Genomic DNA, 26,121 nt, shown 5'->3' with positions numbered 1-26,121 from the left:
CGGGGAAGCCTCATACCGCCGCCTGTTCCCGGAGGTGTCCGTCGCGGATCGCGACGGTGCGGTCGCCTCGGACCGCCACGTCCGCGTCGTGGGTGATGACCAGCACGGTCATCCCGTCGGCGTGCAGTTCGTCGAGGAGTTGGAGGACCGTTGCGGCGTTGGCGGAGTCGAGGTTCCCCGTCGGCTCGTCGCACAGCAGGAGTGAGGGGCGGGCCACCAGGGCGCGGGCGATGGCCACACGCTGGCGCTCACCGCCCGACAGCCGGGTCGGGAGCGCGTCGACACGGTGGCCGAGCCCGACGCGCTCCAGCGCCTCGCGCGCGGCAGGTCCGCGATCGCGTCGGCGGTAGCCGTTGTAGACCATGGCGAGCGTGACGTTCTCCAGTGCGGATCGGTGCGGCAGCAGGTGGAAGGACTGGAAGACGAAACCGATGCGACGGCCCCGCAGCGCGGTGCGGTCGCCGTCCTTCAGCGCACCGGTGTCGATGCCGTCCAGGAGGTAACTGCCATGGGTGGGTGCGTCCAGCAGACCCGCGATGTTGAGGAAGGTCGACTTCCCCGAGCCGGAGGGACCGACCACGGTCACGAACTCGCCGCGCCCGATCCGCAGGTCGCACGGGCTGAGGGCGGCGACGGGCGGCGGACCGGGGTAGGTCAGCCCGACCTGACGGAAGTCGATGACGGGCACGTCCGCCGGGACGAGGCCGGACGGCTCACCGCCGATGGCCCGGCTCACGGTGTCCCGGCCTCTCCCCCGGACGCCAGACCGGGGTTGACGCCGGTCATGACGTTGTCGCCCTCGGCGAGACGGCCACCGCCGGCCGGCTTGATCTCCACGTATCCGTCGCCGGTCGTGCCGGGCCGCACCTCGACAAGGCGCCGGGCCTCGCCCTCCACGACGGTCACGGTCGTGCGTCCGTCGGCGCCCGCGGACACCGCGCTGACGGGCACCACCAGCGCGTCGCCGTCCGTGGCTGCCGCCTCGATGGTCAGCCGCACGTCCTGGCCTGCGAGTTGCGCGTCGAGCGGCCGGTCCGGCCGGATGACCATGGCGTATCCCCGTTCGCCCGCCGGCGGCTGCGCCTGCGCGTCGGCGTCCCCGCCCGTCGCCGGTCCCTGGCTGTCCGGCACGGTCATGGTGTCGGCCACGGTGAGCACTTCCGCCGAGGCCGTGACACCGCTGACCTCGGAGAGGATCTCCACCTTCTGGCCGGGCCTGACGAGTCCCTTCTGGTGCTCCTGGAGCTGCGCGCTGACGACCAGGGCTCCGCCGGAGACCGTCATCACCGGCCCCGACACCTGCGAACCGACGCGGGCCGACACGGAGTCCACGCGCGCCGGGAAACCTTCCAGGAAGACCACTTCACCGGCCGGCAGCAAGGGCCCCGACGCGGCCTGGACCTCGTCGAGCCGCTCGCGCGCCCCGGCCAGGTCCTCCCGTGCCCGCTCCACGGCGCGACCGGTGCCGCCGTCGGACGCGTTCCCCTTGACCGCCTCGTCCTGCGATGCGGCGCCGCCCTTGCCGGATTCCCCGCCGCCCCCGGAGCCGCCCGCTCCTCCGGTGCCGTCGGACTCGGTCGCCACGCTGCTCCGGGCGTCCTGGGCGTCCTCCAGGGCGCGCTCGGCCCCGGTCACCGCCTCCTGGGCAGCGGTGAGGGACTCGCCGCCGTCGGCGACCGCCGGCAGCGGGTCGTATCCGATCGACGAGTAGAACGCGGTGAGGGCGGCCTTCGTACCGGGCCCGAACGTACCCGCCTTGTCCTGGCCCGTCCCGTGTCCCTGCGTCCTCAGCGACTTCTGCAACTGCCGGACGTCGTCGCCCACGGTCCCCGGCTTGAGGTCGCGGTAGACGGGGAGCTTCCCGGGCAGCGTGAACACGGGCCGCCCGGACACCTCCATCAGCACCTTGCCGGCCGTGATCCGGTCGCCGGCCGACACGGACATCTTGGTGATCACCGGGGTGCTCGCACTCTCACCGCTCACGGAAGGGCTGATCGCCACGGTCTGCCCCGCGGTGGCCATGCCGCGCACGATGACGGTGTCCCGCAGGACACGCTTCTCGACCCGGGCCACCAGCACGTCCATGGGCGGCGGCCCCGCTTCCGCGGCGGCCTGCGCCGGTGACTTGATGACCTGTGACGCCGCGACACCGGCACCGGCCAGGACCACGGCCCCGGCCACGACCGCCGCCACCCAGCGCCGGCGGCGCGTCAGCCCCGAGTCCGCCGCTGACACCTCTGCGGGCGGCTCCACATCCGTGGACGCCACCGGGGAAACCTCGGACACGCTCATCCCCCGACCTTGCCGCCCGTTCCCGGCTTCCCGACGCGGCACGCCTTCGTCGCGGCGACGGCTTCGGGAGACGTCTTCAGGTCCAGATCCTCCAGGCCGTCGTGGTCACCGGTCTTCGGGTTCGGGTCCGGGAAGTCCTCGACCCCGTGCTCCCGCATGCAGTCGGTCAGCGCCTGCGCCACGGCGAGCTCCTCGGGCCCCGCGTCGGGGATGACCAGCTTGTCGGCGCACGCGGCCTCGGCCTCCTTCACCTCGGCCGGATCCGCCTTCGCCTCGTCCACCACGGGGACTCCGGAGCCCGTGTCCCGCATGGGCACTCCCTGATCCCCGATGCACCCGAAGTAGGCGGCCTGCCGCGGGTCGGCGTCGGCTCCCTTCTCCTTCGCGGAAGCGGACGGCGACGCCGGCGCATCGGAGGCGGCCCGGGTCTCCCCGCCGCCCGAGGAACCACCGGAGCAGCCTGTCGCCAGGAACACGAGCATGATCAGAGCCGGTGCGGCAGCCGTCCGGACCCGTCGAAGAACCACAGGAAATCCCCTTCGCGATGCTCCCGTCGCACAGCAGCGACGCCGGAGCCACGGCGCGCATGCGCAAGCGCCCCAGCTGCACGGTAGGCGACGCAGGCATAGTCGCGCACTGTCCCAAAGTACAGTGGTGTGACCCGAGTTGAGCGTGTTCTACTCATCGGCGGCCAAGCCCGGACTCCGAACTCCCAGAGCTTCGGAGCGAGGCAACAACCACCGAAGGGCGACAACGATGAACACGCGCAAGGTGCTCCGCGCTGCTGCGACCGCCTCTCTGGTCCTCTCCGCCGTCGCGGTGAGCGCCGGTTCGGCCTCCGCCGCCGGCAAGGACGGTTACGTCACCAGCGGCGAGTTCGGACTGTTCTGCTTCCAGAACCAGTCGAACTCGGTCTTCGACCTCCTGGTCGACGACGAGAACTTCAACAACGACTACTTCAAGGGCTCGCAGTCCTGCAGCGGTCACACCACCAACGACTGGACCGAGTCGTACCTGAACCTCGACACCTTCGAATGGAGCGTGCACACCAACGCCAACGGGGGCGGGACCGACGGGTTCCTGCCGTCCGGCTACCGCGGCAACGCCAGCGCGACGTTCAAGAACACGATCTCTTCCGCGTACTACGTCGTCTGACACAGCCCGGCCGATTCCGGAACGATGATCCGGCCGGCTGCCGTGGCGCCATGAGCCACACCCATGCGGTCGACTGCTGCTCCGCCCGTATCCGCCGGGCGGAGCAGCAGTCGACGGCGGATATTACCTGTTAACGACCGGAGCCACCATGCCTGCGCGACGCCTCTCCCCCGTAACCCGCAGCGGCATCGCCGCGGCCGTAGCGCTGCTCGCTCTGACGGGATGCTCCTCGTCCGGTTCCGGCGGGGAGGACCCGAAGAGCGAGCCTCCGGTCGGCGACATTCCCGTGCTGCTGGACAGCAAGTCGCTGCAGTTCCCCCTCGAGACCTACATCCCCGACGCCACCCAGCGCGGGACCTTCGGGGAGGCCCAGGACGTGCTCACCGACCGGTGCATGAAGCGCTACGGATACCGGTACACGGTCCGCAGTCGCGGGACCGAACGCGGGGACAACGCCACGAGGTACGGGGTCAGCAGCGCCGTGAGTGCGGCGCGCTACGGCTACAGCAACCCCGAGTTGGCGGAGAGCCGTCCGAAGCCGGCTCAGAAGGCACTCGGCACCAACGAGAAGCTGATCCTGCACGGCGAGGACAAGGTCGACCCCTCCAAAGCGGTGCCGATGAGCCAGGAGGAGGCGGAGAAGTCGGACAAGGGGGCCACCACGGTGGCCGGAAAGAAGGTTCCCGCCGGCGGTTGCGTGCGTGAAGGGTTCCTCAAGCTCTACGCGCCCACCGAGGAGTCGGTGGACATCATGGTGCCGCAGAACTTCGCCTTCGACGCCAACGGCCGCTCACGGCAGGACAGCCGCGTCGCGAAGGCGGTCAAGGCGTGGTCGGCCTGCATGGCCGAGCAGGGCTACCGGACGGACGACCCGGTCAGCCCGCAGAGCGATCTCGGCTTCGGTGACACGTCGCTCACCACGCCCAAGGCCGTGGCGGCTGCCCGGCAGGACGTCGCATGCAAGAAGGAAACCAATCTGGTCGGCATCTGGTACGCCGTGGAGAAGGCCTATCAGAAGCGCATCATCGATCAGAACGCAGAAACTCTCGAAACCGTCAAGAAGCAGCTCGAAGAACGACTGCGCCTCGCCGCCGAGCTGACCTCATGACCGAACCCCTCCTCGGCCGATTACTTTCCGGAAAAGGATCCACCGTGCGTATTCGCCATTCCGTCCGCCCTGCCCTCACGGCCGCCCTTCTCGTGGCCGCGGGATCTCTGGCCACCGCCGGCCCGTCCTATGCGGCGGGGAAGGACGGAACGCTCAGCGCTGGTGAGATGGGCATCTTCTACAACTCGGACCGCGGCGGCGCCGTCTTCGACCTGCCCTCCTACAGCCAGGACTCCGATCTCGCGAACGACTATTTCAAGGGTTCCGCGAACGGAGCCGGACAGCGGGTCGAAAACAACACGGCCTCGTACTGGAACCGCACCTCGGACAACTCCCTCCTGGTCTACACGGGAAAGAATTTCTCGGGCACGTCCGGCTATATCCCCGCGGGTTACATCGGCAACGCCACCCCTGCCTTCAAGAACACGATCTCGTCCGTCGCCACCGCTTACATAGTCGGCTGACTCAGTGGCCCGACGCACCACTCGTGGCACCCGCGCGGCCGAAAGGCGGCGCCGCCGAAAACGACGACGCACGATTCTGACCGCCGCCCTCGCCGCGCTCTGTGTCGGCGTGGGCGGCGCTGTCGCGCTCCTCGCACGGGACGACGTACCCGCCAGGGCCGAGGCCCCCCGCCGGACCCCCGTCACCTCCTCACCCGCTCCCGCCCCGAGCGGGCCGACCGCCTCCGCGTCACCCTCCGCCACCCCCTCGGCGACGCCCTCCAGCAGCCCCCCGCGTGAGATCCAGGTGCCCCCGGAGGGCCCGGGCACCTTCACCGGTGCGCGTATCGGGGGCGAACCGCAGGGCGAAGGGCGCATACGCCGGTACAAGGTCGAGGTGGAGGACGGCATCGATCTGGATCCGGACGAGGCGGCCCGAGCGGTGTCCGCGATCCTGGGCGGACCCCGGGGCTGGACCAGAGACACCGCCTACGGATTCCAGCTGGTCCCCTCGGGCCCCGCGGACTTCACGGTCCGCGTCGCCACACCGGGCACCACCGACCGGCTCTGCTTCGTCACGACCCCGAGCAGCAAGGGAAACGTGAATTGCCGGGTGGAGCACTCCGTGGTGGTCAATCTCAAACTATGGGTGCAGGGTTCACCGCAGTTCGACGGGCCGATCGAGGATTACCGCGCCCTGATCATCAATCACGAGGTCGGGCACGAGATCGGTCGCGGGCACGAGACCTGTCCGGGCCCGGGGCAGCCGGCGCCCGCAATGATGCAACAGATCAAGGGGCTTCGCGGCTGCACAGCGAATGCCTGGCCGTACGACAGCCAGGGACGATATCTGGCAGGTCCCTTCGTCCCTTGATCCCGAATGCTGGACATCCCTGCGCCGACCTGGGCCTTTGACGACCGGTCGGTAATATACGACCCCCCTTCCAGGGACCCGGCTGGTATGGTCCAGTCATCAACGGTCGAGTGTTCCTGGGGGGGATCATGCGAATCCATTGTCCGATCTGCGGCTCAAATGCGAAGCATTCCGACATCATGGCGATACTCAAAGAGGATGCGCCCGGAAACCGGACGTATGCGCTCACCGACCAGGAATGTGCACTCTTCGTACGCCTGCAGACCGGTCCCTCCAATGCCGAGCTGGGCGAATATCTGCACCTGACGGAACGCACCGTGAAATTCCACCTCGCAAACATACGGAGCAAACTCGGCGGGATTTCGCGGCTCCAGCTGTGCCTGCTCGCGGCGCATCACGAGTTCTGCCTCACCTCGGAGAACCACGACGTCTGCCTGACGGCCTGAGACCGCCCGGCCGGCAGTCGGCGTCGCACGTACGCTCCCGGGCACGCCCTCCGGACCGAGGGGCCCACGGCCCCGGACACATCCTCCGCACCGTGAGGCCGCGCCGGTGCCGTCACCGCCGCCGGTGCACCAGCCGCCCGCCGAGGACGGTTGCCACGCAGGCCGTCGCGCCCGCCGCGCACAGCGCCGCCTCGTCCGGCACGTCGAAGACCGCGAGGTCGGCGCGGCCGCCGACGGCCAGCGGGCCGTGCGCGGCACCCGCCAGGTCGCGTCCCCGCGCGAACGGGTCCAGGTCCGGTTCGCCGGCCGGGGCCCCGCCCGGCGGGACCACCGTCAGGCCCGCGCGGCTCACAGCGGTGCGTACGGCGGGTTCGGTGAAGCCGCCCGCGACATGGGTGGTGCCGTGGCGCAGCATGCGCTGCAGCCCGCGGCGCACGCTGCCCGCCCGGCGGGGCTCGTCCATCCGCCCGCCCAGCCTCTCGAACTCCGCCCAGGTGAGCGGCTGTTCGCCGAACTCGTCGGCTTCGCGCGGGTCGGGGTGGTAGCAACGGGTCAGCAGCGGGAGGCCGTCCCACTGGCGCAGGCCCGGCGTGAGGACGCCGGGCCACTGCCGGACCCGGGCGGCCGGGTGCGCGGCCACGACCGCGTCCACCGGCCCGAGGGCCACGATGCGGTCGCCGTCCACGGCCACCGCGCCCTCGGGGACGCCCGCCGCGCCGACCGGCAGGACCAGTGGCGCGGCGTGAACGGTCAGCACGCGTGCCTCAGTTGGCGTCGAGGAGCTTCAGCTCCGGGTGCGCCGTGCCGCCCGCGATCGCGGTGGAGGAGATGTGCGAGACGACACGCTCGTCGACCGGGTCGTTCGCCGGGTCGTCGTGGACGACCAGGTGCTCGTAGGTCGTGGCACGCTGGGCGGGGACACGGCCCGCCTTGCGGATCAGGTCGATGATCTCGAGCCGGTTCGAGCGGTGCTTGGCACCGGCCGACGAGACGACGTTCTCCTCCAGCATGATCGAGCCGAGGTCGTCCGCGCCGTAGTGCAGGGACAGCTGGCCGACCTCCTTGCCGGTGGTCAGCCAGGAGCCCTGGATGTGGGCGACGTTGTCGAGGAAGAGCCGGGCGATGGCGATCATCCGCAGGTACTCGAAGAGCGTGGCCTGCGTCTGCCCCTTCAGCTTGTTGTTCTCCGGCTGGTAGGTGTACGGGATGAAGGCGCGGAAGCCGCCCGTACGGTCCTGGACGTCGCGGATCATCCGCAGGTGCTCGATGCGCTCGGCGTTGGTCTCGCCGGTGCCCATCAGCATGGTGGAGGTGGACTCGACGCCGAGGCGGTGGGCGATCTCCATGATCTCCAGCCAGCGCTCGCCGGACTCCTTGAGCGGAGCGATCGCCGTACGCGGCCGGGCGGGCAGCAGTTCGGCGCCGGCTCCCGCGAAGGAGTCGAGCCCGGCGGCGTGGATCCGGCTGATGGCCTCCTCGGCGGAGACCCCGGAGATCCGGGCCATGTGCTCGATCTCGGAGGCGCCGAGCGAGTGGATGACCAGCTGCGGGAACGCCTTCTTGATCGCGGAGAAGTGCTCCTCGTAGTACTCGACGCCGTAGTCCGGGTGGTGGCCGCCCTGGAACATGATCTGCGTGCCGCCCAGTTCGACGGTCTCCGCGCAGCGGCGCAGGATGTCGTCGAGGTCCCGGGACCAGCCCTTGGCGGTGTCCTTGGGCGGCGCGTAGAACGCGCAGAACTTGCAGGCCGTGACACACACGTTGGTGTAGTTGATGTTGCGCTCGATGATGTACGTCGCGATGTGCTCCGTACCGGCGTAACGGTGGCGGCGCACGGCGTCGGCCGCGCTCCCCAGCGCGTGCAGCGGTGCCGACCTGTAGAGGTCGAGCGCCTCCTCCGGAGTGATCCGCCCGCCTTCGGCGGCGCGGTCGAGGACGGGCTGAAGGTCGGCCTTCTCGGTCACCGGGCTGTCACCTTTCGGCGGTTTTTCTACGGATCCGCGGACCGATCCAGCCTACGCCAGCCCGTTCCGGGGTCAGCCGTCGGACCGGGTGAGCGTGCCCTTCGGCGTGCCCGCGGCCTCCTCGCGCGACTCGTAGAGCAGGGTGTCGCCGGAGCCGAGGGTGAAGACCAGGTCCGCCTCTCCCCCGGTGCACAGGGCTCCGGCCCTGGCATCCGGGTCCGCGCGTTCGCGGATCTTCACCTCGGTGGCCGTGCCGGAGACGAGTGTGCCGACGGACTTGCACACGACGGTCGTTCCCAGCGCGTCGAACCGGTACGACACCCGGACGACCTCCTCGCCCTTCTTCCCCTCGACGAACACGGCGGTGACGTTGCCGTGCGGCGCGCCGCTGCGCTCGGTCGCGGGCCCCTTCCAGGTGCCGGCGAACGTCCTGGGCAGTGCGTCGACGGGCGCGGAGGCCGAGGAGCTCGCGGACGGCTGGGGCTGCGCGGCGTCGGGCGGGGTCTGCGACCGGCTGGCCGACGGGGCCTGCGCGGCGTCGTCGCCCCGGTCGTCGTCACCGCTCCCGAACAGGTCCCCCAGCATCGTGGCGCCGACCGTCACGACGGCCAGCGCGCCTGCCACGGCCAGCGCGACGGTGCAGCTGACCCGCCGCCCCCGGCGCCCGCCGGGCTCCGGGCGGGAGTCCATGGTGACGGCGACCCGGGCCCCGGGCCCCCGCTCCCCCGGGCCGGCGGGCGGCCCGGCCGGCGGGGGAGGCAGCGGCGGGCCGAAGGCGCCGAGCGGCGCGGCCCCCAGTGAGGCGTTGCTGAACGGCACCGGGCCGGACCGGACGGGCGCGTCCTGCGGCTCCAGGTCCAGCAGGGCCACCGCCGACCTGCTGACCTCGCGCACCAGGGGGCCCGGCAGCCAGCCAGGGGCCACCAGCCCGGCGGCGCCGCCGGGCGCGAGCCTGCGGGCGAGTTCGGCGGGGGCGGGCCGGTCGGCGGGGTCCTTGGCGAGGCACTCGGTCACCAGCTCCCGCAGTGCGCCCTCCATCTCCCCGAGTTCGGGTTCCTCGTGCACCACCTTGTAGAGGAGCACGGCGGACGAGTCGCCCGGGAAGGGCGCGGTGCCGGTCGCCGCGTAGGCGAGGACCGCGCCGAGCGAGAAGACGTCGGCGGCGCCGGAGAGGTCCAGTCCCCGGATCTGCTCCGGCGCCATGTAGCCGGGCGAGCCGACGGAGACGCCGGTGGAGGTGAGGGAGACGGTGGCGCCGAGGGCCCGGGCGATACCGAAGTCGATCAGCCGGGGGCCGTCGAGGGCGAGCAGGACGTTGGACGGCTTCACGTCCCGGTGGATGAGGCCGTGCGCGTGCACGGCGTCGAGCGCCTCGCCGAGTCCGGCGCCCAGGGTCCGTACCGCGTACTCGGGCAGCGGGCCGTGGCGGGTGACCGCGTCGGAGAGCGGCGGCCCGGCGACGTAACCGGTGGCCACCCATGGCACGGCCGCGTCGGGGTCGGCGTCCAGGACCGGGGCCGTCCACTGCGCGCCCAGGCGGCGGGCGGCGTCCACCTCGCGCCTGAATCTCGCGCGGAACTGCTCGTCGAGGGCGAAGTGGGGGTGCACGACCTTGACCGCGACGGTACGGCCACCGGCGCTGCGGCCCAGATAGACGCGGCCCATCCCGCCGGCGCCGAGCCTGCCGAGCAGCCGGTAGGCGCCGATGGTGTGCGGTTCGCCGGCTTCCAGCGGCTGCATACGGTCTCCCCCTGTGGACCCCGGGACTCGGACCGCAGCCTAGGGCGCCCGGCTCACGGGGTCACGGAGACCCCGTGAGCCGATATCGCCCCTATGGGCACGAAGCAGGGATTTCGCCACGCGGAAAGGCGCGAATACGTCGTTCGTCCGTGCCTGCCGGGGTTCACCGGAGAGAAACCGGAAGGTCCGGCGGAAGCCGTCCGCTATTCCCCCCGGGATGCGCGGGGCGGGGCTCCCCGACAGAACTCCGGACATTCACGCCCTTTCACGGGAACGGAATGCCGGAGCCACACGTCAGGGGGTAAAGGACACTCGCGCGGGAAGACCCAGGAAGGTACGGGATTCCACTTCTCGCCCGCACCATTCCCGTGCGCCGCCGGCATCACCCGCCGAGCAGTTCGACCTTCACGTCCGCCGGGTATCCGGTCGTCGGTCCGGTCCGCCGGGCGAACTCGCGCACCCCCGCCAGCTGCTCCGCGCCGAAGCGGAAGTCCAGGGTGGTGAAGTAGCGCTCCAGCACCTCGGCGTCGAAGGCCTCCCAGCGTGCCGCCTGCTCGGCCACCTTGGTGACCTCCTCGAGCGAGACGTCGCGGGAGGCCAGGAACGCCTCGTGCACCTTCTCCACGTACTCGGGGTGGGAGGCCAGATAGTCCTTGCGCGCCGCCCAGACCGCGAAGACGAACGGCAGTCCCGTCCACTCCTTCCACATCCGGCCCAGGTCGTGCACCTGCAGTCCGAGCCTTGGGGCGTCGTGCAGGTTGGCCCGGAGGGCCGCGTCGCCGATGAGGACGGCCGCGTCGGCCTCCTGCATCATCAGGCCGAGGTCCGGCGGGCAGGTGTAGTAGTCGGGGGCGACGCCGTACCGCTCGGCGAGCAGCAGCTGGGCCAGCCGTACGGAGGTGCGCGAGGTCGAGCCGAGGGCCACCCGGGCCCCGTCCAGCTGCTCCAGGGGGAGCTGGGAGACGATCACGCACGACATGACGTCGCCGTCGCAGCCGACGGCGATGTCGGGGAGGGCGACCAGTTCGTCGGCGTTGCGCAGGTACTCGACCAGGGTGACGGGACCGATGTCGAGGTCGCCTGCGATGAGCTGCTCACTGAGTCTCTCCGGGGTGTCCTTCGAGAGCTCCAGGTCGAGCAGTGTCCCGGTCCGTGCCAGGCCCCAGTAGAGGGGGAGGCAGTTCAGGAACTGGATGTGGCCGACGCGCGGCCTGCTGCGACGGTCGTCGCCTTCTACGGGAGAGACGGTTGAATTGTCCACATCGTGAGGCTAGACCTGCCTCTGCCGGCCCGCTTCATCGGGGCGCCCCGAGAGCACCCCGGAGGCCTTGTCCGTCAGCTCTCAGGCGGGCCAATCAAACATCCGGGTGAAGTGATCTTTCCCTCTACCGCTCCCCGCACACTGCGTGCTAGGCTCGCCCGCAAGTTGCAGTTTGGTTTCCCTTGCAGTACAGAGCCTGCGGAGCATGTAACCCGCAGGCTTTTGTAGTTTTCAGACTTGTTTGCAGGTTCTGGAGCAGGGCAACCCTTTGGCCCAAGGAGGGCTTTATGGCTACCGGAACCGTCAAGTGGTTCAACGCTGAAAAGGGCTTCGGCTTCATCGCCCAGGACGGCGGCGGCCCGGATGTCTTCGTCCACTACTCCGCGATCAACGCGTCCGGGTTCCGCTCCCTCGAGGAGAACCAGGTCGTGAACTTCGACGTCACTCAGGGTCCCAAGGGTCCGCAGGCTGAGAACGTCACCCCGGCCTAGTTGCCCGGGTCGGCCGATCGCGGCCGAGTGAGCAGTACCCAAGGAGCCCCGCTCCCCCGCCCCGGCGGAGGAGCGGGGCTCCTGCCTTGCCGGGCTCCGGGAACACCGGGCCCGGCCCCGCCGGGTGGCCCCCGGAGATCCCCCCGCCCCCTCGGCGGCTGACGCGCAGTCACCCTCGTACGCTCCCCGCGCCCCCGATTGTTGTCGAGGGCCTGTGCAGAGCGTCACCCGATGCTGACGAGCCCGCCCATAACAAGGCAGACTGTTGAGCCCGATACCAGCGGTACGGTGCGGCGGGATCGGCAGGACCGGCGGGGCGAGCAGGACAGGGGGGCATCATGGATCGCGACAAGGGACCCGGCGTGCGCGTTCCGGAGCAACGCGCTCCTCAGGAACGGGCGGCCGGAGCCCCACTGCGCTTCACCGTCCTCGGCCCCGTCCGCGCCTGGCGGGGCGGCGAGGCCCTTCAGTCGGGGTCCCCGCAGCAACGCGCCCTGCTGGCCGCCCTGCTCCTGCGCGACGGCCGCACCGCGACCGCCGCCGAGCTCATCGACGCCCTCTGGGGCGACGACCCCCCGTCCCAGGCCCTGGCCACGGTGCGGACGTACGCGTCCAGGCTCCGCAAGACCCTGGGGCAGGACACCCTGGTCAGCGAATCGGGCGGGTACGCGGTCCGGATCCCCCGCGGAGCACTGGACCTGACGCTCGCTCAGGACCTGGCGGCCGAGGCGGAGAAGGCCCGCGGCGGCGGAGACCGCTGCCAGGCCCGCACCCTGATCAACAAGCTGCTCGGCCTCTGGGACGGCGAGGCGCTCGCCTCTCTCCCCGGCCCGTACGCGGAGAACCAGCGCAGCAGCCTGGAGGAGTGGCGGCTCCAGCTCACCGAGACCCGCCTCGACATGGACCTGGAGGTCGGCTGCCACGCGGAGGCGGTCTCCGAACTGACCGCCCTCACCGCCGCGCACCCTCTGCGCGAGCGGCTGCGCGAACTGCTGATGGTCGCCCTGTACCGCAGCGGCCGGCAGGCCGAGGCCCTCGCCGTGTACGCCGACACCCGCCGCCTGCTGGCGGAGGAACTGGGCGTGGACCCGTGCCCGGAGCTCGCCCAGCTCCAGCAGCGGATCCTCCGGGCCGACGAGGAACTGGCCCGCCCCGCCGACGAGCCGGCTCCCGCCGCCGCACCGGTCCGCCCGGCCCAGCTCCCGGCCACCGTCCCGGACTTCACGGGCCGTGCCGCGTTCGTACGCGAGCTGGGCGCCCGGCTCGCGACCGCCGAGGGCTCCGTGATGGCGGTCTCCGCGCTCGCCGGCATCGGCGGCGTCGGCAAGACGACCCTCGCCGTGCACGTCGCCCACCAGGCGCGCCCGCACTTCCCGGACGGCCAGCTGTACGTCGACCTCCAGGGCGCGGGCGCGCGGGCCGCCGAGCCCGAGACGGTCCTCGGCGCGTTCCTGCGCGCGCTGGGGACCCCCGACTCCGCCATTCCGGACTCGTTGGACGAGCGGGCCGCGCTCTACCGCTCCACCCTCGACGGCCGCCGCATCCTGGTCCTGCTCGACAACGCCCATGACGCGGCCCAGATCCGGCCCCTGCTCCCCGGCACGGAGGGCTGCGCGGCGCTCGTCACCAGCCGCGTACGCATGGTCGACCTGGCCGGGGTGCACCTCGTGGACCTGGACGTGATGTCCCCCGAGGAGGCACTCCAGCTCTTCACCCGCATCGTCGGCGACGAACGCGTGCGTTCGGAGCGCGAGGCAGCCCTCGACGTGGTGGCCGCGTGCGGCTTCCTCCCGCTGGCCATCCGCATCGCCGCCTCCCGGCTGGCCGCCCGCCGCACCTGGACCGTCTCGGTGCTGGCCGCGAAGCTCGCCGACGAGCGCCGCCGCCTCGACGAACTCCAGGCGGGCGACCTCGCGGTGAAGGCCACCTTCGAGCTGGGCTACGGCCAGCTGGAGCCGGCCCAGGCCCGCGCCTTCCGCCTCCTGGGTCTGGCGGACGGCCCGGACATCTCCCTCGCCGCGGCCGCCGCCCTCCTGGACCTGGACCCCCACACGGCCGAGGACCTCCTGGAGACCCTGGTCGACACCAGCCTCCTGGAGTCGGCCGCCCCGGGCCGCTACCGCTACCACGACCTGGTGCGCCTCTACGCGCGTGCGTGCGCTGAACGGGACGAACAGCCCCTGGCGGGACGGGAACCGGCCCTGTCGCGGCTGCTGGACTTCTACCTGGCCACGGCGGCGGGGGTGTACGCGCTGGAGAGGCCGGGGGAGCGGGTGCTCGACCACTTCTCGCGCACCGAGTATCCCGGACTCTCCTTCCAGGTCCGGGAGACCGCGCTGGACTGGCTCTTCTCGGAGTCCAGCGGGCTGTTGGCCTGTGCGGCCCAGTCCGCCGGGTCCGGCATGCCCAGGCGCGCTGCCGATCTGCTCATGGCCGTGGTGGACCTGGGTGAATCCGGTGCCAACTCACACCAGTTCGCCACCGCGGCGAAGGCGGTGAGTGACGCGGCGCGGACGGCGGGCGACGCACAGGCCGAGGGCAGGGCCCGCACGATGCTGACGCACGCCCTCAGCGTCTCCGGCCGGTTCGCGGAGGCCGAGACCGAGGCCCGGCGCGCGCTGGAGCTCGGCCAGGTCGCCGACGACCCCGTCTCACTCGGACAGGTCCCGAACCAGCGGGGGATCATCGCCCTGTACGAGAACCGGCACGGCGATGCCGAAGACCACCTGAGCGCGGCGCTGGACGCGTTCCGGGCGGACGGCAACAAGCCCGGCGAGGCCTCGGCGCTCTGCAACCTCTCCCGTGTCCACCTGGCCACCGGGAGGACGGCGAGCGCCGTGGACCTCGCCCAGCAGGGCGTCGGCATCTACGAGGCGGACACCTCGGGTCTGGCCCTGCGCCTCGCAAACGGGAAGTACGCCCTGGGACTGGCGCTCACCGGTACGGGGCGGACCGCCTCCGCACAGGAGGTGCTCACCGAGGCCATGGCGATATTCCGCGACAGCCGGCAGCAGCTCTGGCACGGGATGACGCTGTTCCGGCTGGCCGAGCTGCACCTCGCCATCCGTCAGCCCGCCCACGCGGCGTCGCACGCGGAGCAGGCGCTCGCGATCCTGCGCGGTATCGGCGGTGAATGGCGGCGTGCCAACGTACTCACCGCGCTGGGCCGTGGCCTCGCAGGCATCGGCCAGACCGACCGCGCCCAGGTCTGCTGGAACGAGGCACTCTCGATCTTCGACGACCTCGATTCGCCCGAGGCCGCCGCCGTGCGTGAACTCCTGGTCCCGGCCCCCGTCGCCAGGGCCTCCTGACCGGCGTTCATCAATCGTTTATCGCCTGACGGCACTCTCTACTCATCGATCCGTCGCGTCGGGGGGCAGACGGATCGGCGAGTGGCCTCACCGTTAGGGTGATCGGCCCTGGAAGGCCCGCCCGGCGATCCACGGGGGAACCGCCGGGCGGGCTCTTCATCCGCAGTCACCACATTTTTCAGGAGTTGAGCTTCATGGCCGACAAGAGCGACATCCTCAAGCCCGCGGACGCGCACGCCACCGGCGAGGAGATCACCACCCAGGACGCCCACGCCACCGGTTCGCCGCTCAAGCCCGCGGACGCGCACGCCACCGGCGGGGAGCTCACCACCCAGGACGCCCACGCCACGAGCGAGCCTGCCAACTAGACCTCACCCGCACGGGGGAGCGGCCGCGGCGGCGCGGAGGGGGAGCCGTCGCGGCCGCTGCACGTCCGCGTACGACGGGCAGGGCCCGAGCCGTTCGGCTCGGGCCCTTGCTCGCGTTCGGCGGGTGTTCAGTAACCCAGGTCCGCCGTGACCATGCACCGCTTCACGCGGGAGACCAGGCGCGGGCTGTCCATCTTGACCGTCACGGTCTCGGTCTCGCCGTACGCGAGGTCGACCGTCGCCTCGCCCGTGTCGACCGTGAGGCCCTTGGCGTCCACGAACGTCACGTCGACCTCGTACGTCTGCTCGACCGTGTCCGTCGAGCGGATCTCGACCGTCGAGGAGGTCACCGCCCTGCGCTTGCCCTTCTTGGGCTGGGCGCAGCGGATGACGCGGACCACAGGGGCGTCCGAGGCGGTGGGGCTGGGCGTCGCCGACTCGTAGGTCGAGCCGCCGGACGAGCTCGACGAGCTGTCGTAGTCGTCGTCGTCGTCGTGGTAACCGCCGTTGCTCTTCTTGGAGTTGGAGCAGCCCCCTCCCCCGGAGCTGCTGCTGCGGCTCTTCCCGCTCTTGCCGCCGTGGCTGGACGTGGAGAACCCGGTGAGCGCGAACACCACCACGACCAGTACCGCCGCGAACCTCATCTGTCGCCGCATCATCGATGCAGCCCCCCTTGCTGTAGTCGGCTCCTTCGGCCTCCGCACGGCCGCGCGACACCGTAACGCACAGCATCCAGGGCGCTCCCCCGTAGTCCCGTCATGGCCCTGTCACGATCTGGTCATGGTCTCCGATGGCAGGGAAGATCGGCCAGGCGTAGCGTCGAGGCGCGGGGAGAGCGCTGCGCACACCCGTGCGCCTTGGCCCGGGAGGCTGTCGATGATCCGCAATGTCCTCGGCTCCGTCGTCGCCCTCGTGGGAGCCGCGGCGGCCGTCCAGAGCCCTTTCCAGCGCTGGTACAAGGACCGCCTGGGCCGGGATTACCGCATCCAGGACCTGTTCGACGGCATCACCGGCGTCTCGTCGTCCGTGATGGCCTCGATCCTGCTGCCGTTCCTCTTCGCCGCGCTGGTGACCCTCGTGGGGGTCGTGCTCCGCTCGCGCTGGGTCGTGGCCCTCGCGGGCCTGATCGTGCTCGGCTTCACCGTGCTCTGGATGGTCAGGCAGGGGCAGGCGGCGAGCGGGCTGACGGTCGACGGCGACGGTTCCGGGCTCCGGTGGGGCGTGGCGCAGGCCCTGGCCGGCGGGGTGCTGCTCCTGCTGGGCGCCCTGCTGATGTCGGGGCGGCGCAGAGCCGCCCGGACGAGGGACACCGCCGAGCCGTATCCCGTACCGCCGGGCGACCACCCGGACACCTGGCCGCCGACGCAGGAGCCCGGGCCGGCCGCTCATACGTCCCCCGCACCGGAGCCGGAGGCGGATCCGTACACGGGGCCGGGAAGGCACCGGGCGTCGCCCGCCGACGAGGACACCGCCCCGTACCCCGTCCAGGGCGAGCACACGTACCCGGAGGAGGGCGGGAGCGCACACCCGGAGGAGGGCGGGAGCTCGTACCCGGGCGGGGGCGGGAGCTCGTACCCGGGCGACGGGCAGGACCGGGACCGGTACCACCCGCCGCATCCCTGAGGGTCAGACCCGGGCCCTGTTCCCCGTGCCCGTGCCCTTCAGCGCGTCCAGGGCGTAGACGCAGCGGTCCTTGCTGCAGGCGTACACGACGCCCGCCTGCGCCACCGGGGAGCCCGTGATCTCGCCGCCCGTGGCCAGCTTCCAGCGGAGCTGGCCGCCCGCGGCGTCCAGCGTGTAGAGCACGTGGTCCGCCGAACCGAAGTGGACCCTGCCGTCCGCGACCACCGGGGCCCCGACCACCTCGCCTCCCGCGGCGAAACGCCACTTCGGCGTGCCGGTCACCGCGTCCAGCGTGTAGAGCGCGCTGCCGCTGCCGACGTGCACGTTGCCCCCCGTGACCAGCACGGGCTCGACGGACTGCCGGGCCTCCGTCGCGATCCGCCACCGGTCCTTGCCGGTCGCGGCGTCCAGCGCGTAGACGGTGCCCAGGTAGTCGGCGAGGTACACCCCGCCGCCCGTGACCGCCGGTCCCGGCGCGAAGGCGGGCGGGGAGAGGAAGACGGCTGGCGACTCGAAGTGCCAGCGCACGCGGCCGGAGACCGCGTCCACGGCCAGCACCCTGGTCCCCGCCGCGATGTACACGTGGCCGTCGGGCGCGGGGGTCAGCCGGACCGGCACCCCGCCGCAGGAGGCGGCGTCGCCGATGGGGTAGGACCACCGCTCGGTCCCGGTCCGCGCGTCCACGGCCCGCAGCCGGGCGTTCTGCCACAGGTAGACCGTGCCGTCGTGGATGACGGGTCCGGCCTCCGGGGTCTCGAAGTCCGTCTGGACGCCGGAGGTCTCCCACAGCTTCTCGCCGCCGGCCGCCTCCCACGCCTGGACGCCGCCGCCCCGCGTCCCGGTCAGGACGGTGCCCCGGTCGGCCTTGAGGGAGTACACCCAGGCGTCGGTCGAGAGCCGCCACCGCTCGGCGCCTGTCGCCGCGTCCAGCGCGTACAGGGACGGGCCGTCCGACGCGTGGATCCGGCCGCCGTCCACGGCCATCGACCAGGCCACGTCCCGGGTCTTGAACTGGCGGCGCCCGTTGCCGACGTCCAGGGCGTGGACCTCGAACGACGTCACGTAGAGCAGATCGCCCACCACGACGGGCGTGCCCCACACGTCGTTCGACATGCGGAACCGCCAGGGGCGCCAGCGTTCCGGCGCGGCGGGCGCGGCGTCCGGGGCCTGGGCGGGGGCGGGCACCGGAGCGGCAGGCGCCGCCGAGGTCTGCCCCGGCGCACGCACCCAGCCGGTGGCCGGGTCGGCGTGGGCGGCGGCGGGACCGCGTACGTCCACGGGACGCGGGCCGGGCCCGATCGGCACCTGGGCCTCGCCCAGCCGCACGGGCCCTCCGTCGGGCGCGGACACCGGCGCGGGGGCGGGAGCGGTCCGCAGGTCGCCACCGCTGCGCCACGCGCCGTCCGGGCCCGCTCCGGGCGGGGGCCGCTGCGGAGGCGGAGGCACCACCACCGGGGCGGGCGCGACGGTGACGGCGCGGCCGCCGCCGCGGCGCTGCTCGATCATCGCGGTCGCGACGGTCGGCAGCCAGGCCGACGCCGTGCCGCTGTCGTCGCTGCCGGACGCGAACAGGTGCGGGGCCAGCTGGGACTGGAGGTCCGCCGGGCTGGGCCTCCGCGTCGCGTCCATCTGCATGCAGGACTCGATGAGCGAACGCAGGTCGTCGGGCAGCCCCTCGGTGTCGGGGCCCTCCCTCAGCAGCATGAACACGGTCTCGACCGGATTCGCCCCGTGGAAGGGCGCGTGCCCGGTCGCCGCGAAGACGAGGGTCGAGCCCAGCGAGAAGATGTCGCTCGCGCCCGTCACGCTGCGCGAGTCGCGGGCCTGTTCCGGGGACATGTAGGCGGGCGTGCCCACTGCCACGTTCGTCATGGTCAGGCGGGTGTTGGAGACGCCGGACGCGATCCCGAAGTCGATCACCCGCGGCCCGTCCTCGACCACGAGGACGTTGGACGGCTTCAGGTCCCGGTGGACGAGGCCGGCCCCGTGGATCGACTGCAGGGCCTCGGCGATCCCGGCGGCCAGCCAGCGCACCGCCTGGGTGGGCATCGGCCCGCACTCACTCACTATCTCCTCGAGGGAGGGGGCGGGGACGTACGCGGTGGCCAGCCAGGGCACCGCGGCCCTCGGGTCGGCGTCGACCACGGCGGCCGTGTAGAAACCGCTGACCGCGCGAGCGGCCTCCACCTCACGTGTGAAGCGGACCCGGAACAGCTGGTCCTCGGCCAGTTCCGTGCGGACCGTCTTGATCGCCACGCGTCGGCCCGACGCCGAACGCGCCAGATAGACCAGCCCCATGCCGCCGGCCCCGAGCCGTCCCAGCACCTCGAACGGGCCGATCCGCCTCGGGTCATGCTGCGTCAGCTGCTCCACTTGCCTGCCACCTCCCCGTACGGGCCTCAGGAACAGAAGCCCGCGAAATCCCGCCCTGTGCAGCGTCTCACCACTGGGCACCACTTGGCGGTGCGCACCCTGATTCTTCCTGGCTCGGGGCCCGGTTGCGAACCCGGGGGCGGATCAGGGTGTCTTGTGGCACTCCACCCCTTTCAGGACACCTCCCGGGACGGCTACGGGAGCAGCTCCGTCGGCTGGAGTACGGCGAAAGCCGCACCCTGGTCGTCCTGGAGGACCGCCATACGCCCGTACGGGATGTCCAGGGGCGGGGCCGTGATCCGGCCACCGAGGCGTACGGCGGTCCCGGCTGCGCGGTCGCAGTCGGCGACCGCGAAGTAGTTGAGGAAGTAGCTGGGGAGCATCTCGGGGAAGGCGTCCGTGAGGATCGCGCGCCCGCCGACCGCGGTGTCCTCGCCCGGCTCGGTCCCGGCGGGGGACCAGACCCGGAAGTCCTCCGTCGCCCCGGCCGCGTCCGGCATCTCGATGTCGGTCCCCAGGAAGCCGAAGACCTCTTCGTAGAAGGCGTCCACGCGCTCCGGCTGCCTGGTGTAGACCTCGGTCCAGCAGAAGGCGGCCGGCTCGTTCTGCTTCTCGAAGCCCGCGCGTCCGCCCGCCTGCCAGAGGCCGAAGACCGCGCCCCCCGGGTCGGCCGCCTGGGCGAGGACTCCGGCGTCGCCGGCCCGCACCGGGTCGGTGATCACCTGCCCGCCGGCCTCACGGATCCGGGCGACGGTGGCACGGATGTCCTCGGTGCTGAAGTAGACGCCCCAGGTCGTGGGCATGCGGCCGTCCTGTTTGGCGGCGAGCGCCGCGACGAGCCGGCCGTCGCTGTAGGCGTCGGCGAAGGGCATGCCGTCACCCGCGCGGAAGGTCCAGCCGAAGAGCTCGCCGTAGAAGCGCTTGCCCGCCTCCAGGTCGGAGAGCTGCACATCCACCCAGCACGGCGCGGACTGCGCGAATACGGCCATGGCCGGGTCCTTCCGTGGCAGTGAGGTCGCGACGGCCCGCGGCGGAGGCGCTGTGGATCACCGTGGACCGCGGCGGGGGCAGCCGTGACGCCCGTCACACTCAACGTAACGGCGGGGGCCGCGCGGCGCGCCTCGGACGACCCGAATAGAACCTTTGCCCGAATCGTGAAGCTTCTGCGACCCATGTGGACACGAGTTGTCCACCGAAGTTATCCACAGGCTGTTGATAACAAGATCCCATCGGGGCGCCACCGGCGCGGACGGAAGAGTAATTCGATAAACCCCCGCACCCGCTCACAAAACGGCTCGCACGCCACCGGGAATTGCGCTGTTCACCCCGTCCGCGCTGGGGCGTTCCCCATTTGCAGTCGGTCAGATCGCGCTCGGATCACCCCTCGGTAAGCTGACGGCATGACAGGACAAGTGCGCACCGTCGACGGCCGCGTGGCTGGTCGGCGAGGTCAGGCGACGCGGCAGAAGCTGCTCGACTGCCTCAGCGAGATGCTCAGCTCCTCGCCGTACCGGGACGTCAAAGTCATCGACGTGGCCCGGAAGGCGGGGACTTCACCCGCGACTTTCTACCAGTATTTCCCCGACGTCGAGGGCGCCGTTCTCGAACTCGCCGAGGAAATGGCCAAGGAGGGTGCCGGACTGACCGAACTGGTCGGCGGCCGCTCCTGGGTCGGCAAGGCCGGCTGGCAGGCCTCCGAAGAACTCGTCGAGGGATTCCTCGACTTCTGGCGGCGCCACGACGCGATCCTCCGCGTCGTCGATCTCGGCGCCGCCGAGGGCGACAAGCGGTTCTACAAGATCCGCATGAAGGTCCTGAACTCGGTCACCAACTCCCTGACGGACGCGGTCAAGGAGCTCCAGGCCAAGGGCAAGGTCGACAAGGACGTCAGCCCCGCAGCGGTGGCGGGCTCCCTGGTCGTCATGCTGGCGGGGGTGGCCTCGCACCAGAAGGGCTTCACCACCTGGGGCGTGAAGCAGGCCGAACTCCGGCCGAACCTCGCGCTCCTGGTCCATCTGGGCATCACCGGCAAGAAGCCGGCCAGGTAGGCGCCGGCAGCCCCGACTCCCCCGCACACGCCGGGCGCCGCGCCCTCCGCGGCTCCCCCCGTCCTGTCGCGCCGACGGCGGACCACGCCCGTGGTCCGCCGTCGGCGTTTCCGCACGGGGGCACGACGCTGTGGAATGGACCCATGAGCGACGCACAGAAGGACTTCCGCGACCTCCTCCACGCGCAGCGCGTCTGGGACGTCACCCTCCCGCGCTTCGATCCGTCGGCCGCGCCCCCGGCGCCCCTCCCGCTCTTCCACACCTGGTTCGCCGATGCGGTGGCGGCCGGACAGCCCGAGCCGCACACCATGACCCTGGCGACCGCGGACGCCGAGGGCCGCCCCGATGTGCGCACCCTGATGCTGCACGACGCGGACGGGCGCGGCTGGCACTTCGCTACGCACCGCACCAGCGCGAAGGGCCGCCAGCTCGCCGCCCGCCCCTACGCGGCCCTCGGCTTCTACTGGCCCGCCCAGGGCCGCCAGGTGCGCGTCCGGGGGACCGCCGTGCCCGCGAGCCCCGAGGAGAGCCGGGCCGACCTGCGGGCCAGGTCCACCGGTGCGCTGGCCGCCGCGTTGACCGGCTCCCAGAGCGAGGTGCTGGCCACGCCCGGGGATCTCGACCGGGCCTCCGAGGCCGCCTGGGAGCGTGCGCGGGCCGAACCGGACGCCGAGGCGGAGAGCTGGACGCGGTACGTGGTCGAGCCGCAGGAGGTGGAGTTCTTCCAGGGCGACGACCGGCGGCGGCACGTACGGCTGCGCTACCGCAGGGACGGCGCGGGCTGGATCCGCGAGCTCCTCTGGCCTTGATCTCCCTTTCACACGGTTTCGGATGACAAGGGGCACTATGGGAGTCAGGTGAGCAGCTGGAGGCACCCATGGCACGGACCCGTTCCGGTTACGCCCCGGACCGCGGGCTGACCACCCGCATGGTGAGCACCATGTTCTTCATCGGTCTGCTGTACGTGGTCCTGGTGGGTGTGCTCCTCGCCGTCCTGCGCGGCGCCTGGCCGGTCGTCCTGATCATCACGGGCGGTCTGTTCGTCGCCCAGTTCTGGTTCAGCGACCGCATAGCCGCCTACGGCATGGGCGCCCGCGAGGTCACTCCCGAGGAGGCGCCGGAACTGCACGGCGCGATCGACCGGATCTGCGCCCTCGCGGACATGCCGAAACCCCGGGTGGCCGTCGCCCGGAGCGACGTGCCCAACGCCTTCGCCACCGGCCGCAGCGAGCGGACCGCGCTGGTCTGCGCCACGACGGGACTGCTGCGCAGACTGGAGCCCGAGGAGCTCGAGGGCGTCCTGGCCCACGAGATGTCGCACGTCGCGCACCGCGATGTGGCCGTGATGACGATCGCGTCCTTCCTCGGCGTCCTCGCCGGCGTCGTCACCCGGGTCGCCCTCTGGGGCGGCTTCGCCCGCAACAGCCGGGGCAACGACCCCGCGGGCATCATCATCATGCTGATCCCGCTGATCAGCGCGGTCGTGTACGCCCTGAGCTTCCTGCTGACCCGGCTGCTCTCCCGCTACCGCGAGCTCTCCGCCGACCGCACGGCCGCCCTGCTCACCGGCCGCCCCTCGGCACTCGCCTCCGCTCTCACCAAGGTGAGCGGGCAGATGGCCCGGATCCCGACGGAGGACCTGCGGAAGGCGGAGCCGTACAACGCCTTCTACTTCGTGCCCGCCTTCGCCGCCAGGGAGAGCCTGGGCCGGCTGCTCTCCTCCCACCCGACCCTCGAACAGCGTCTGGACCAGCTGGCCCGCATCTCGGCCGGCCTCTCCCACCCGTAAGGAGTTCCCGTGGGACTGCTCGACAGCATCCTGGGGCGCAGCAGACCGGTCCGCCCCGACCTGGACCAGCTCTTCGCCGTGCCGTCCGCCGCCCTCACTCTCCAGGCCGGCACCGGCTTCACGCCGACCGGGCTGGGTTCGGTGTGCTTCGCGGGGGTGGAGGGCGGCACGTTCGCCCGTGTCCAGGAGGACGTACGGGAGTTGCTCGACGCGGACACCGGGCGCGGCGGTGTCCCCGTGGAGTTCAGCCGGGACGCCTACGGCTACACCTGGCTGCTGGCCCGCCAGGAACCCGGCGGCGAGGGCACGGCCGCCCTGGTCAACGACCTGCACGCGGTCAACACCCTGCTCCAGGACGGCGGCTTCGGCCCTCACCTGCTGTGCTCACTGATCGGGTTCCGGGGGCCGGAGGGGCGTTCGCTCGCACTGGTCTACCTCTACAAGCGGGGCACGTTCTATCCGTTCGCGCCGGCGCCGGGCGGCGGGGAGAGGCGCGACAACCAGGTGGAGCTCCAGGTGCGGGCGGTACTCGGCGACGACCTCCGGGTGGAGAGCGACCTCTCCCGTTGGTTCCCGGTGTGGGGCGCACCCGGTCTCTGAACGGGCGGATCCGGGCACCCGTGATCATTTCGCAACCGATTCCCGTCCGTACCGGAACCCATCATGTCCATGTCCCATTACGCTCCGAACCATGCCTGAACGCACCTCCCCCACCGATGACGCGCTTTCCGCCTCCTTCGACCGGACGGCCGGCCGGCCCGTCTACGTGATCGGCGGCGGCCCGGGCGGTCTCGCCGCCGCGGCCGCCCTGCGGGAGCACGGCGTACGAGCGGTGGTGCTGGAGAAGTCCGGGCACGTCGGGTCGTCGTGGCGCCGCCACTACGACCGGCTGCACCTCCACACCATCAGGCGCTGGTCCGCGCTGCCGGGTCTGGCGATGCCCCGCCGGTTCGGGCGCTGGGTGTCGCGCGACGACATGGTGCGCTACCTGGAGAAGTACGCCGAGCACCACGAGCTGGAAGTGGTGACGGGTGTCGAGGTGTCCCGGATCGACCGGACCGGCGACGGCACCGGCTGGCAGCTGAGCGCGACCGGCGGCCGGGTGCTCACCGGGCGGGCGGTGGTGGTGGCCACCGGCTTCAACCACACCCCGCGTGTGCCCGACTGGCCCGGCCGCGAGGGGTTCGGGGGCGAGCTGACGCACGCCTCGGAGTACCGGAGCCCGGCCCCCTACGCGGGCAGGGACGTCCTCGTCGTGGGCGTCGGCAACACCGGGGCGGAGATCGCGGTGGACCTGGTCGAGGGCGGAGCGTCCCGGGTGCGGATCGCGGTCCGCACGACCCCGCACATCGTGCGCCGCTCCACGGCGGGCTGGCCCGCCCAGGCGACCGCCGTCCTGGTCCGCAGGCTGCCGGTCCGGCTCGTGGACCGGGCGGGGCGTCTGATGTGCCGCGTCTCCGTCCCCGACCTGGCGGACCAGGGCCTCCCCCGCCCGGACACGGGGCTGTACTCCCGGGTCAAGGAGGGCGCCATCCCCGTCCAGGACGTCGGGCTGATCGACGCGGTGAGGAGCGGCCGGGTGACCCCGGTGGCGGCCGTCGAGTCGTTCGACGGGGACGCCGTGGTCCTGGCCGACGGAACCCGGGTCACCCCGGACGCGGTGATCGCGGCGACCGGCTACGAACGCGCCCTGGAGGGTCTGGTCGGCCACCTCGGCGTGCTGGACGCCCGGGGCCGTCCCTCGGCGCACGGCGCCCGCACACCCGAGGGGGCCCCGGGCCTCTACTTCACCGGATTCACGAACCCGATCAGCGGCATGCTCCGCGAAATCGCCCTGGACGCACGGAAGATGGCCAGACGGCTGGCCGCCCAGGACTGACGACGGGAACAACAGCCCTCAGTCGGACTCCTGCCGGACGAGGATCCGGACGGCGCCGCCGTCCGGATCGCCGAACAGGGAGTACAGCTCGAGCCGTTCGGTGGTTCCGCCGACCGTCCACGGGCCGATCGGGCAGTCCGCCCCGGGGACGTCGAAGTCCACCGTCCCCCTGACGGCGCCGCTCCCGGAGGCGTACGACCACGTCCCCGTGCCGTCGCAGCGGCCCTCCTCCTCCCAGTCCCCGTACGGCACTCCGGAGAGCACCGCTCGGCCGTCCGCGTGGAGACGGACCTCGGCCCGTCCGTCCTCGCTCGCCCAGACGCCGGGCATGGCCTCGCCGGTCGGACGCGGGGCCTCGTACGCCCCGACGGCGCCGGTGCCGAGGGCGGCACCGCAGGCCACCATCACGGCCACCGTGAGCAGGAAGCCGGCGGGCAGCACCCGGAACCACACCTCACCCCTGCTGTACGGCCGCCCACGCTTCCGCGCGGCTCCGTGGAACCACGCGACGGCCAGCAGCGGCAGTACGCCGCTCCCTGAGATCCACGCCCAGGAGTACAGGAACGGGGCGCCCGCGGCCGCGAGCGCCGCCGCGTACACCGCTCCGAGCGCGGCTACGCACCCGCCCTGCCACTGCCACAGCACGCCGTTCGTACGGCGGGCCACCGCGTGGCCCGCGAGATCGGCCGGCACCGTCATGAGGAAGGTGTGCACCGTCCCGAGGAACAGCAGGAGCGGCGGACCGAGGACGATCAGGCACAGGAGCCCGAGCGATGAGGCGGGCTCCCTCCCGTACTCGTCCGTCCGCCCGAACTGCACCTGCAGGTAGCCGACGAGCAGTGCCCCCGACTGCGCCGCACACACCAGCATCGCGACGGTGCCGTCGGGCGCCACCGCCCCCGGAGTACCCGGTTCACGCATCCGCCCCACCCGTCTGCCGGAGAACAGGAACGGTA

At 71.9% G+C, this 26,121-nt stretch carries 25 protein-coding genes; 14 read left to right on the top strand and 11 right to left on the bottom strand.

Features of this window, described 5'->3' with window-relative positions; all coding sequences use genetic code 11:
• Positions 1–10: 10 nt before the first annotated feature.
• From ACFUNE_RS14095 to ACFUNE_RS14085, 3 genes are read right to left on the bottom strand one after another with little or no spacing between them, the layout of a single operon-like run.
• Positions 11–736 (bottom strand): ABC transporter ATP-binding protein, encoded by a 726-nt coding sequence (locus ACFUNE_RS14095; protein WP_383566224.1) that lies wholly within the window; start codon positions 734–736, stop codon positions 11–13.
• Positions 733–2,292, bottom strand: coding sequence for a peptidoglycan-binding protein (locus ACFUNE_RS14090; protein ID WP_383566221.1), 1,560 nt, complete (start codon positions 2,290–2,292; stop codon positions 733–735). Before ACFUNE_RS14090 ends, ACFUNE_RS14095 begins: the two co-directional genes overlap by 4 nt.
• Positions 2,289–2,819 carry a hypothetical protein gene (locus ACFUNE_RS14085; RefSeq protein ID WP_383566218.1) on the bottom strand — a complete coding sequence of 177 codons (531 nt, stop codon included), beginning with the start codon at positions 2,817–2,819 and terminating at the stop codon, positions 2,289–2,291. The genes ACFUNE_RS14090 and ACFUNE_RS14085 overlap by 4 nt, the downstream gene beginning before the upstream one ends.
• A 229-nt stretch (positions 2,820–3,048) precedes the next feature.
• Here ACFUNE_RS14085 and ACFUNE_RS14080 point away from each other — a divergent pair, with 229 nt between their 5' ends.
• The 5 genes from ACFUNE_RS14080 (at position 3,049) to ACFUNE_RS14060 (ending at position 6,318) form a co-directional block, all read left to right on the top strand.
• Complete coding sequence (locus tag ACFUNE_RS14080) at positions 3,049–3,447, top strand: hypothetical protein (RefSeq protein WP_383566215.1); 399 nt, start codon at positions 3,049–3,051, stop codon at positions 3,445–3,447.
• A gap of 148 nt (positions 3,448–3,595) precedes the next feature.
• A complete protein-coding gene (locus ACFUNE_RS14075; RefSeq protein ID WP_383566212.1) occupies positions 3,596–4,555 on the top strand; it encodes a hypothetical protein in 960 nt (319 codons plus the stop codon).
• A 44-nt stretch (positions 4,556–4,599) separates the two neighbouring features.
• On the top strand, positions 4,600–5,019 hold the full coding sequence (locus ACFUNE_RS14070; RefSeq protein WP_383566209.1) for a peptidase inhibitor family I36 protein: 420 nt from the start codon (positions 4,600–4,602) through the stop codon (positions 5,017–5,019).
• A 109-nt stretch (positions 5,020–5,128) separates the two neighbouring features.
• Positions 5,129–5,872, top strand: coding sequence for a DUF3152 domain-containing protein (locus ACFUNE_RS14065; RefSeq protein ID WP_383566206.1), 744 nt, complete (start codon positions 5,129–5,131; stop codon positions 5,870–5,872).
• Between the two features lie 179 nt (positions 5,873–6,051).
• Entirely contained in the window at positions 6,052–6,318 is a 267-nt protein-coding gene (locus tag ACFUNE_RS14060) for a helix-turn-helix transcriptional regulator (RefSeq protein ID WP_383566203.1), read from the top strand.
• A gap of 112 nt (positions 6,319–6,430) precedes the next feature.
• Here the strand turns inward: ACFUNE_RS14060 and ACFUNE_RS14055 are convergent, their stop codons facing one another.
• The 4 genes from ACFUNE_RS14055 to ACFUNE_RS14040 all read right to left on the bottom strand — a co-directional run bounded on the left by ACFUNE_RS14055 (position 6,431) and on the right by ACFUNE_RS14040 (position 11,283).
• The gene (locus tag ACFUNE_RS14055) at positions 6,431–7,075 is read right to left on the bottom strand and encodes a hypothetical protein (RefSeq protein WP_383566200.1); all 645 of its coding nucleotides are present in this window, start codon (positions 7,073–7,075) and stop codon (positions 6,431–6,433) included.
• A 7-nt stretch (positions 7,076–7,082) separates the two neighbouring features.
• Positions 7,083–8,282, bottom strand: coding sequence for a cyclic dehypoxanthinyl futalosine synthase (gene mqnC / locus ACFUNE_RS14050; RefSeq protein WP_383566197.1), 1,200 nt, complete (start codon positions 8,280–8,282; stop codon positions 7,083–7,085).
• Positions 8,283–8,354: 72 nt separating this feature from the next.
• Positions 8,355–10,022 carry a serine/threonine-protein kinase gene (locus ACFUNE_RS14045; protein ID WP_383566194.1) on the bottom strand — a complete coding sequence of 556 codons (1,668 nt, stop codon included), beginning with the start codon at positions 10,020–10,022 and terminating at the stop codon, positions 8,355–8,357.
• A gap of 382 nt (positions 10,023–10,404) precedes the next feature.
• On the bottom strand, positions 10,405–11,283 hold the full coding sequence (locus ACFUNE_RS14040; protein ID WP_383566191.1) for a menaquinone biosynthetic enzyme MqnA/MqnD family protein: 879 nt from the start codon (positions 11,281–11,283) through the stop codon (positions 10,405–10,407).
• 287 nt (positions 11,284–11,570) lie between these two features.
• Between ACFUNE_RS14040 and ACFUNE_RS14035 the strand changes: the two genes are divergently transcribed.
• The 3 genes from ACFUNE_RS14035 (at position 11,571) to ACFUNE_RS14025 (ending at position 15,453) form a co-directional block, all read left to right on the top strand.
• Positions 11,571–11,774: a cold-shock protein gene (locus tag ACFUNE_RS14035; RefSeq protein ID WP_003967102.1), complete on the top strand. Its 204-nt coding sequence runs from the start codon at positions 11,571–11,573 to the stop codon at positions 11,772–11,774.
• Between the two features lie 338 nt (positions 11,775–12,112).
• A complete protein-coding gene (locus ACFUNE_RS14030) occupies positions 12,113–15,085 on the top strand; it encodes a BTAD domain-containing putative transcriptional regulator (protein WP_383566188.1) in 2,973 nt (990 codons plus the stop codon).
• 194 nt (positions 15,086–15,279) lie between these two features.
• Entirely contained in the window at positions 15,280–15,453 is a 174-nt protein-coding gene (locus tag ACFUNE_RS14025) for a hypothetical protein (protein ID WP_383566185.1), read from the top strand.
• Between the two features lie 128 nt (positions 15,454–15,581).
• Here ACFUNE_RS14025 and ACFUNE_RS14020 read toward each other — a convergent pair whose 3' ends face one another.
• On the bottom strand, positions 15,582–16,112 hold the full coding sequence (locus tag ACFUNE_RS14020) for a hypothetical protein (RefSeq protein WP_383566182.1): 531 nt from the start codon (positions 16,110–16,112) through the stop codon (positions 15,582–15,584).
• A gap of 217 nt (positions 16,113–16,329) precedes the next feature.
• On the opposite strand from ACFUNE_RS14020, the gene ACFUNE_RS14015 reads away from it, so the two are divergent.
• Positions 16,330–17,076 carry a hypothetical protein gene (locus ACFUNE_RS14015; protein ID WP_383566179.1) on the top strand — a complete coding sequence of 249 codons (747 nt, stop codon included), beginning with the start codon at positions 16,330–16,332 and terminating at the stop codon, positions 17,074–17,076.
• A gap of 3 nt (positions 17,077–17,079) precedes the next feature.
• Here ACFUNE_RS14015 and ACFUNE_RS14010 read toward each other — a convergent pair whose 3' ends face one another.
• Both ACFUNE_RS14010 and ACFUNE_RS14005 read right to left on the bottom strand, forming a co-directional pair.
• Positions 17,080–19,449 (bottom strand): PQQ-binding-like beta-propeller repeat protein, encoded by a 2,370-nt coding sequence (locus tag ACFUNE_RS14010; protein WP_383566176.1) that lies wholly within the window; start codon positions 19,447–19,449, stop codon positions 17,080–17,082.
• A gap of 194 nt (positions 19,450–19,643) precedes the next feature.
• Positions 19,644–20,438, bottom strand: coding sequence for a VOC family protein (locus tag ACFUNE_RS14005; protein WP_383566173.1), 795 nt, complete (start codon positions 20,436–20,438; stop codon positions 19,644–19,646).
• Between the two features lie 411 nt (positions 20,439–20,849).
• Here ACFUNE_RS14005 and ACFUNE_RS14000 point away from each other — a divergent pair, with 411 nt between their 5' ends.
• The 5 genes from ACFUNE_RS14000 (at position 20,850) to ACFUNE_RS13980 (ending at position 25,165) form a co-directional block, all read left to right on the top strand.
• On the top strand, positions 20,850–21,497 hold the full coding sequence (locus ACFUNE_RS14000) for a TetR family transcriptional regulator (protein WP_383566170.1): 648 nt from the start codon (positions 20,850–20,852) through the stop codon (positions 21,495–21,497).
• 143 nt (positions 21,498–21,640) lie between these two features.
• Positions 21,641–22,306, top strand: a complete 666-nt coding sequence (locus ACFUNE_RS13995; RefSeq protein WP_383566167.1) for a pyridoxal 5'-phosphate synthase — start codon at positions 21,641–21,643, stop codon at positions 22,304–22,306.
• 68 nt (positions 22,307–22,374) lie between these two features.
• A complete protein-coding gene (gene htpX / locus ACFUNE_RS13990) occupies positions 22,375–23,286 on the top strand; it encodes a zinc metalloprotease HtpX (protein WP_383566164.1) in 912 nt (303 codons plus the stop codon).
• Positions 23,287–23,295: 9 nt separating this feature from the next.
• On the top strand, positions 23,296–23,886 hold the full coding sequence (locus ACFUNE_RS13985) for a hypothetical protein (protein ID WP_383566160.1): 591 nt from the start codon (positions 23,296–23,298) through the stop codon (positions 23,884–23,886).
• Positions 23,887–23,977: 91 nt separating this feature from the next.
• Positions 23,978–25,165 (top strand): flavin-containing monooxygenase, encoded by a 1,188-nt coding sequence (locus tag ACFUNE_RS13980; protein ID WP_383566157.1) that lies wholly within the window; start codon positions 23,978–23,980, stop codon positions 25,163–25,165.
• A gap of 18 nt (positions 25,166–25,183) precedes the next feature.
• Here ACFUNE_RS13980 and ACFUNE_RS13975 read toward each other — a convergent pair whose 3' ends face one another.
• Positions 25,184–26,086 (bottom strand): hypothetical protein, encoded by a 903-nt coding sequence (locus tag ACFUNE_RS13975; protein WP_383566154.1) that lies wholly within the window; start codon positions 26,084–26,086, stop codon positions 25,184–25,186.
• Positions 26,087–26,121 lie beyond the last annotated feature (35 nt).

This window comes from Streptomyces sp. NPDC057287, assembly GCF_042667905.1.
Lineage (GTDB): Bacteria > Actinomycetota > Actinomycetes > Streptomycetales > Streptomycetaceae > Streptomyces.
This window is presented reverse-complemented; position numbering and strand designations above follow the sequence as displayed.